Origin of the sequence: Streptomyces sp. NPDC048560 (assembly GCF_040650955.1) — a bacterium.
Taxonomy (GTDB): domain Bacteria; phylum Actinomycetota; class Actinomycetes; order Streptomycetales; family Streptomycetaceae; genus Streptomyces.
The window spans coordinates 178,209-186,329 of record NZ_JBEZIJ010000005.1; the positions used below are offsets into that span (position 1 = coordinate 178,209).

General features: G+C 71.9%; 6 protein-coding genes. 3 read left to right on the plus strand and 3 right to left on the minus strand.

All coding sequences use genetic code 11. The features are described from left to right. Positions 1 to 79 precede the first annotated feature (79 nt). Entirely contained in the window at positions 80 to 2,047 is a 1,968-nt protein-coding gene (locus tag AB0C82_RS15810) for a bifunctional glycosyltransferase 87/phosphatase PAP2 family protein (protein ID WP_362842067.1), read from the minus strand. A 505-nt stretch (positions 2,048 to 2,552) separates the two neighbouring features. Here AB0C82_RS15810 and AB0C82_RS15815 point away from each other — a divergent pair. Further along, positions 2,553 to 3,038, plus strand: coding sequence for a GNAT family N-acetyltransferase (locus tag AB0C82_RS15815; RefSeq protein WP_362841406.1), 486 nt, complete (start codon positions 2,553 to 2,555; stop codon positions 3,036 to 3,038). 4 nt (positions 3,039 to 3,042) lie between these two features. On the opposite strand, the gene AB0C82_RS15820 is transcribed toward AB0C82_RS15815, so the two are convergent. Next, entirely contained in the window at positions 3,043 to 5,082 is a 2,040-nt protein-coding gene (locus tag AB0C82_RS15820) for an MDR family MFS transporter (RefSeq protein ID WP_362841409.1), read from the minus strand. Positions 5,083 to 5,363: 281 nt separating this feature from the next. Here AB0C82_RS15820 and AB0C82_RS15825 point away from each other — a divergent pair, with 281 nt between their 5' ends. After that, the gene (locus AB0C82_RS15825; protein ID WP_362841412.1) at positions 5,364 to 6,290 is read left to right on the plus strand and encodes a peptidoglycan-binding domain-containing protein; all 927 of its coding nucleotides are present in this window, start codon (positions 5,364 to 5,366) and stop codon (positions 6,288 to 6,290) included. 177 nt (positions 6,291 to 6,467) lie between these two features. Beyond that, positions 6,468 to 7,127, plus strand: coding sequence for an HAD-IA family hydrolase (locus AB0C82_RS15830; RefSeq protein ID WP_362841414.1), 660 nt, complete (start codon positions 6,468 to 6,470; stop codon positions 7,125 to 7,127). Between the two features lie 61 nt (positions 7,128 to 7,188). Here AB0C82_RS15830 and AB0C82_RS15835 read toward each other — a convergent pair whose 3' ends face one another. Next, positions 7,189 to 7,929 (minus strand): ABC transporter permease, encoded by a 741-nt coding sequence (locus tag AB0C82_RS15835; protein ID WP_362841417.1) that lies wholly within the window; start codon positions 7,927 to 7,929, stop codon positions 7,189 to 7,191. Positions 7,930 to 8,121: the final 192 nt, after the last annotated feature.

Below are 8,121 nucleotides of genomic sequence, written 5' to 3' on the forward strand. Positions count from 1 at the left end.
CGGCGATCCATGCCGAAGGGGTGCCGGGGCGGTGAGGACCGCCCCGGCACCCCTTCGGCCGGTCAGGGCGCCTGCTTGTTCAGCCGACCTTCTCGGCGGCGCGGCCGGGTCCGGACGGTTCCGACGGTTCGGTGGCTCCGGTCGGCTCCGGGGCCCCGGACCGCTCCGAAGAGGGGACCGGTCCGGCTTCCTGCGGACTCTGCTTCGTCGCGAGCGCCCGGGGTCCGGACAGCAGGTACGTCAGACCGAAGCCCAGGCCCACCACCACGGCCCCGCCCGCCGCGTCGAGGACCCAGTGGTTGCCGGTGGCGACGATCGCGCAGACCGTGAACAGCGGGTGCAGCAGGCCGAGAGCCTTCATCCACAGCTTCGGCGCGAGCATCACGATGACCACGCCGCACCACAGCGACCAGCCGAAGTGCAGCGAGGGCATCGCCGCGTACTGGTTGGTCATCGACGTCAGCGTGCCGTAGTCCGGCTTCGCGAAGTCCTGCACGCCGTGGACGGTGTCGATGAATCCGAGGCCCGGCATCAGACGGGGCGGGGCCAGCGGGTAGAGCCAGAAGCCGACGAGCGCGAGGAGGGTCGCGAAGCCGATGGAGCTGCGGACCCAGCGGTAGTCCGCCGGCCGCCGCACGTAGAGCACGCCGAGGATCGCCAGGGGCACGATGAAGTGGAACGTCGAGTAGTAGTAGTCGAAGAACTCACGCAGCCAGTTGATCTCGACGACCGCGTGGTTGGCCCAGTGCTCGATGTCGATGTGCAGCCACTGCTCGACGGAGTGGATCTGCCGGCCGTGTTCCTCGGCCGTGGGCCGCCCGGCGGTCGCCAGCAGCCGGACCTTCGCGTACGCGGAGTAGACGACGCGGATGAGCAGGAGTTCCAGCAGCAGGTTGGGGCGGCTCAGCACCCTTCGCCAGAACGGCAGGAGCGGCACCCGTCTCCAGCGTGCCGCGACGGGCCGGGCGTAGTCCGTGGGGACGGGCTGCTGCCAGTACGGCGAGGAGCGCGGCAGGAACGGTGCGACGCACGCGGCACCGAGTGCGGCGATCAGCAGGACGTTGTCCCGCACGGGAATGACCGCCCCGATGTTCGGCAGCAGCATCTTTCCGGGCAGCGTCAGCGCCAGCACCACGACGGCCGGCCAGACCAGCCGGTCGGAGGCCCGCCTGCCGACACGGCCGACCACGGCGAGGAGCACCCACAGCAGTTGGTGCTGCCAGGCCGTCGGGGAGACGGCGACGACCACGCAGCCGGTCACCGCGACCGCCAGGAGGAGCTGGCCGTCCTGGGCGTACCGCACGGCGCGCCGCAGCCCGAGGAAGCAGACGACCGCGGCGACGGCGAGGAAGACCACGATCTCGGCGGGGCCTTCGAGGCCGAACCGGAGCAGCGCGCCGTGCAGCGACTGGTTGGCCAGGCTGTCGGGCCGTTCGCCGAGTCCGGCACCGGCGACGTGGTGCAGCCAGTACGTCCAGGAGTCGTGCGGCATCGCCGCCCAGGCCAGGGCGGTGCAGCCGGCGAAGGCGGCGCCCGCGGCAGCGGCGGCCCGGCGTCTGCCGGTCAGCCAGAGGAGCGCGGCGAAGAGCAGCACGGCGGGCTGGAGCGCGGCGGCGATGCCGATCAGGACGCCCGAGGTGCGTTCGCCCCGGGCCACGAACCAGCCGACGAGCACCAGCAGGACCGGCAGGATGCTCGTCTGGCCGAGGTGCAGCGCGTTGCGGACGGGCAGCGACAGCATGAGCAGGGTGATCGCGACGGGGGCCGCGAGGAACATGGTGCGGCGGCTCACCGGGGCGGGCAGGGCCCGCGCGGCGACGACGCCGAGTGCGGCGACGAGCAGCAGCGAACCGAAGGTCCACACGACACCGAACGCCTGTTCGGCCGAGGCCGTCAGGGGCTTCAGGACGAGCCCCGCGAAAGGTGTTCCGGTGAAGCGCCCGGTGTCGTACAGCGATCCGCTCACATGGAGGACCCCGTCCGGGCCGATCCACGTCTCCAGGTCGGTGAGACGCTCCCCGGGCGGCAGCCGCAGCAGCGCCACCATCTGTCGTACGGCGAGTGCCGCCACGACCAGCCAGAGCACCACCCGGGTAGCCCCGGCCCCAGCCTCCGCGCCCGTCGTGCTTCCGCGCACGCCCTGCTCCGCATTTGCCACCCGCGCCGACCCTCCCACCGTTCCGTGCACGGTCCCCTCGACGCGGGGCTGTGCGGATGAAGCCTCTCATTGCCTCATGAGCTGGACACAATCAACCTCCCGGACACCTTGGCGGCCGGTGCCGCCCCGGGGCGGCACGGGTCCGCCGCGCCGTCAGCCCCCGTGGACGGGCGATTCCGCCTGCCAGTTGGCGAACAGCGGGACGCCGCACCTGTCCGTTTCCGCCGGCTCCCGTATCCACTGCTCGCCCAGACGCTGAACCGACTCGATCCGTTCCATCCGCACCGCCCCCACAGTTCACCCCTGACCCACAGGAGCTCACCCCGGGCCCACAGGCTTCGCGACCGACGTAAAGCCTTCGCGATCCGATCATGCGGACGTCAGAATGCACCACATGACGTGGACCGTGGCTCCCGAACCCTTCGACTCCCCGGAAGCGGCTCGGCTCCGGTGGGACTACTACGACGAGGTCGCCAGTCGCTACTGGGGGCGGCCCGCGACGGCACAGGAGATCGAGGAGGGGCTCACCGGCGACGGCGCGGAGCGGCTCGTTCCGCCGTCCGGGGAATTCGTCGTGGGCCGCTTCGGCGGTGAGCCCGCGAGCTGCGCGGGGCTGCTCCTGGTCGACGCCGAACCGCGCGTCGCGGAGCTGACCCGGGTGTTCGTACGCCCCGGCTTCCGGTCCACCGGCGGCGGCGGGCTGCTGCTCGCCGCGATCGAGACCGCGGCGCGGGACTTCGGTGTGCGGCGGATCAGGCTGGACACGCGCAACGACCTGGTCGAGGCGCGCGGGCTGTACGCCAAGCACGGCTACCGGGAGGTCCCGGCGTTCCATCGCCGCAATCAGTACGCGGAACACTGGTTCGCCAAGGAGCTCTGAGCGCTCAGGCCCTGTGGTCACGGCGTGGTTCCGGCATGTGCGGCCGGTCCTTGTTCGACCCGCTCACCTCGGCGGTCAGCTCCGCGACCAGATGGACCAGGTCGGTCGGCCGTTCCGGCCCCCACCAGTCACCGAGCAGCTCCGCCAGCGAGTCCTCGCGGGCCTGCGACAGGCGGACCACGGCCTCGGCACCCTTGTCCGTCAGGACCATCTGGAGGCCCTCCCGGCGGGCCAGGCCCCGCTCCTCGACCTGGCGGGCCGCCTCGTTGATGATCCGCAGCGGTACGGGGGCGACGTCGGCGAGCATCGCGGGTTCGACGGTGCCGTGCCGCTTGATGCGCAGCAGCAGCCAACTGGCCGCGGGCAGCAGGTCGTAGCCCGCCCTGGCGGTGATCTTCACGTAGATGTCGCGGCGCCCCTCGCGGGTGGCGAGCACCGAGAGCGCGCGGGCGCACTCGTCGTACGAGGAACGCTCGACCGGGTTCGATGCGAGGGTCTGACTCGTGTCGGGGGCGGTCACCGAGCCACGCAGCTTGTCCTCCTTGAGGAACCAGGCGAAGACGAAGGCGATCAGGACGACGGGAACGGCGTACAGGAAGACATCGGTGATCGAGTCCGAGTACGCGCTGAGGATCGAGGGGCGCAGATCGGCCGGAAGCGCGCCGATGGCGCGCGGGTCCGCGGCCAGCCGTTCGGCGTCGACTCCGGGGGGCAGCGAGCGGCCGGACAGCGCCGCCTCGAGTTTGCCGGTGAGCCGGTTGGTGAAGACGGTGCCGAAGATGGCCACACCGAACGAGGCGCCGATCGAGCGGAAGAACGTGGCGCCCGACGTGGCGACGCCCAGGTCCTCGTACCCGACGGCGTTCTGCACGACCAGCACGAGGACCTGCATCACCAGTCCGAGCCCCGCGCCGAACACGAAGAAGTAGACGCTCATCTCCCAGGTGGAGCTGGACTCGTCGAGCTGGTGGAGCAGCAGGAGTCCCGCCGCGGTCAGGGCCGTCCCCGCGACGGGGAACACCTTCCAGCGGCCGGTGCGGCTGACCACCTGGCCGGAGCCGGTCGAGGTGATGAGCATTCCGAAGACCATCGGCAGCATGTGCACACCGGACATGGTCGGCGAGATGCCGTGCACCACCTGGAGGAACGTCGGCAGATAGGTCATCGCGCCGAACATGGCGAAGCCGACGATGAAGCTGATGACGGCGACGAGGCTGAACGTACGGATGTGGAACAGCCTCAGCGGCAGTACGGGCTCCACCGCGCGCCGCTCCACGGCGATGAACGCGACGAGCAGGACAACGGCGAGTACGGAGAGGCCGATGATCTTCGCCGATCCCCAGGCCCAGGTCGTGCCGCCCAGGGAGGCGACGAGCACGAGGCAGGTGGCGACGGAGGCGATGAGGAAGGTGCCGAGGTAGTCGATCGTGTGCTTGGTCCTGCGCACGGGGATGTGCAGGACGGCGGCGATGACGAGAAGTGCCACGACGCCGATCGGCAGGTTGATGTAGAAGACCCAGCGCCAGCTGAGGTGTTCGGTGAAGAACCCGCCGAGTAGCGGTCCCAGGACGCTGGTCACCCCGAAGACCGCACCGAACAGGCCCTGGTACTTGCCGCGTTCACGCGGCGAGACGATGTCTCCGACGATCGCCATCGAAAGGACCATCAGCCCGCCGCCGCCGAGCCCCTGGAGGGCGCGGAAGCCGATGAGCTGCGGCATGTTCTGTGCGACGCCGCAGAGGGCCGAGCCGATCAGGAAGATGACGATGGCCGCCTGGAACAGCCGCTTGCGGCCGTACTGGTCGCCGAGCTTGCCCCACAGTGGCGTGGCCGCGGTGGCCGCCAGCATGTAGGCGGTGACCACCCAGGACAGATGGTCCATGCCGCCGAGTTCACTGACGATCGTCGGCAGCGCGGTGGCGACGATGGTCTGATCGAGTGCCGCGAGCAACATGCCGAGGAGCAGCGCGCCGATGGCGACGAGGACGGTCCGCGTGGACCGCCCTTCCCCGGGGGCCAGGGGTGGGCTCAACTGCTGGGCCATGGGCATCTCCTTGGGTCCGCTACACCCACATCCTGGCCTTTGTGCCCCGTTATGGCCTGCCGAGCGGCAGGACGCCGTTGGGCTTCGAGGCGGCGGCCTGCATAATCGCTCACAGTTCGAAGGGGAGGGGACCCACAATGACCGGACAGGTATGCCCGGCGTGCGGTATGGAGCGGAACCAGGATCAGCCGGGGGGTGTCACGGGGGGTGGCACCGGACCCGGCACCGGTGCGGGAGCTGGTGGCGGGCCCGGTGCCGGCACAGGACCCGGCTGCGCCTGCGTGGACCGTACGGCGCAGCCGACCGCCGATCAGCGGCGAGCCGCCCGCTCGGCGGAGACGGCCGCGGAGATCGCCGCGGCCGAGGACTTCGACCCGCTGCGCATCCGTCCGTACGTGACGCTGGGCGACGCCCCGGCAGCCGCCGGCCCCGGGCCGGACCACGGGGCCCCGGGCGCCGCGGCCGTGACGATGCCGCTGTTCCTGGACATCTCCGCGGCGCGCCCGCTGCCGGAGACCGAGGCGCCGGACGAGACCAGACGGCGGACCTTCGCCGGGTACGGGGCGGACGAGGACCCCGTACAGCCGCGCCGCCGCCGGCCGTTCGCCGTCATCGCCGCGGGGGCGGCCGTGGCAGCGGTCGTGGGTACGGCCGCCTTCGCCGGGGGGCTGTTCACCGGGGACGACGGGCACACGGAGGCGCTGCCCTCGGCGACGACGAGCACGGAGGACTCCGGCGACGAGCCGGCGGCTGCCGTTTCGGAGTCGCCGTCCGCGTCCGCGTCACCCTCCGCCTCGGCCTCGGCCTCGCCTTCCGCGTCGGCCTCCGCGTCCGCGTCCGCTTCGGCGTCGCCCTCGAAGAGCGCGAAGGCGTCCCGTTCCGCCTCGCCCACCGCTTCCGCGACGACGGCACCGTCGCCCTCGTCGGCGAGCGCACCGGCGCCCGAGGCCTCGTCGGCCCCGCCCGCACTCAACGGTTCCACGCTGCAGCAGGGCGACAGCGGGGCGGAGGTCCTCGAGCTCCAGCGGCGCCTGCGGGAGGTGTGGGTCTACCACGGACCGACCGACGGCACGTACTCCGGCAAGGTCAGGGACGCCGTGGCGATCTACCAGTCGTACAGGGCCGTCCAGGGCGATCCGCAGGGCGTGTACGGGCCGAACACCCGGCAGGCCCTGGAGGCCGAGACGAGCGGCCGGGGGCGGGACTGACGGGCGCCGCGTACCGCGCACCGACGGGGCGCGTGTGCCGCGGGCCGGACGGATTCGCATTCTGCGGCCGCTTTTTGTATCGTGATGGAACAAAGTAGCCTCCGCCTGTTCACCCTGACCGGCGGGCGGGGCTACTTGTTTCTCTTTACCCGTAGTCCTGTTCTCTGGAGCCTGCCGATGTCGGCCACCGTCCTCACTGCCCGAGCCCTTCTTCTGGACATGGACGGGACGCTCGTCAACTCCGACGCGGTGGTTGAGCGCGTCTGGAGCGGCTGGGCGCTGAGGCAGGGCCTGGACCCGGTCGCCGTGCTCAAGGTCGTCCACGGGCGGCAGGGGTACGCCACGATGGCGGTCCTGCTCCCGGAGCGCCCCATGGAGCAGAACTACGCGGAGAACCGCGAACTGCTCGCCGAGGAGACCGCCGACGTCGACGGCGTGGTCCCGGTCGGCGGCGCCCCGGCCTTCATGGCGTCGATCGCCGGACTCCCGCACGCCCTGGTGACCTCGGCCGACGAGGCACTCGCCCAGGCCCGGATGACGGCAGCGGCGCTGCCGATGCCGGGAGTGCGCGTCACCGCCGAGCAGGTCGGCGCCAGCAAGCCGGACCCGGAGGGCTTCCTCAAGGGAGCGGCCGAGCTGGGCTTCGAGGCGGCGGACTGCGTCGTCTTCGAGGACTCCGAGGCGGGCATCACGGCCGGCCGGGCGGCGGGTATGCGGGTCGTGGGCGTGGGCCCGCGCGCCGCGGCCCTCTCCCCCGACGCCCATGTCGAGGACCTGACGCAGATCCGGGTGGAAGCGGCAGCCGACGGCTCGGTCCTCCTGCACATCGGAGCCTGACACCGCTCCTCCACGGGCCCACGGCCCGACCGCGCCGCCACGACGGCTCCACCCCCCGCCGTCAGACCTGGTCGCGGCGGAGCACCCCGCGCGCGACCAGTTCCAGAACCAGCGCGACGGCCACCACCTGCACCGCCATCAGGGCCACCAGGACGAACAGCTGCACGGCGCCCGCCTCCACAGGTGAGGCGCCGCCCAGCAACATGCCCACGAAGGCCCCCGGCAGCGTGACGAGCCCCACCGTCCGGGTCTGATCCAGCCCCGGCAGCAGCGCGTCGGCGGCCACCGGCCGGGCGATCTCCAGCCTGGCGTCCCGGTCGAGCAGCCCGAGCGCCATGCCCGCCTCGACCTCACCGTGCCGCACCGCGATCTCGTCCAGAGCGCGCCGGCCGCCGAGCACGGTCGCGGTGAGCGCGCCCCCGATGAGAATGCCCGTCACCGGGATCAGCGCGATGCCCCGGAGCGGGACGAGACCGGTCAGCAGCAGAGCGACGACGACGGGGACGACCCCGGCGCCGACCGGCAGGGCGGCCCACCACCACGTGCGGTTGCCGGTGATCCGCCGCCCGGCGGTCCGCACCGCGACGGCGAACATCAGCGCCACGAAGCCGAGCAGCGGCGCCAGGGAGTGGACCACCCAGCCGATGAGCGCGGAGACCGCGGCCAGCTGGACCGTCGCCCGGAGACCGGCGACGACGATCTCCCGCGAGCGGCCGAGCGAGGCCCACGCCGCCACGGCGGCCGCGAACGCCAGGAGTACGGCGAGGACGACCCCGAGCGTCACGTTCACCGGAAGCAGCACGCGGCCACCATAAGACCGCGCACTCCGCGAACTGCCCCCTCAACACCCGTACCACCCTCCGCTTCAGACCTGTCATCAGCAGTTCCGTCCGAACTCTTGATGTGACGTGCACATGTCGTCACCCTGTTACCTGGCGCCCACCCCCTGGAAACCTGGCGCCGCCACGATGGCCGGCTGTGGGGCCCGGCCATC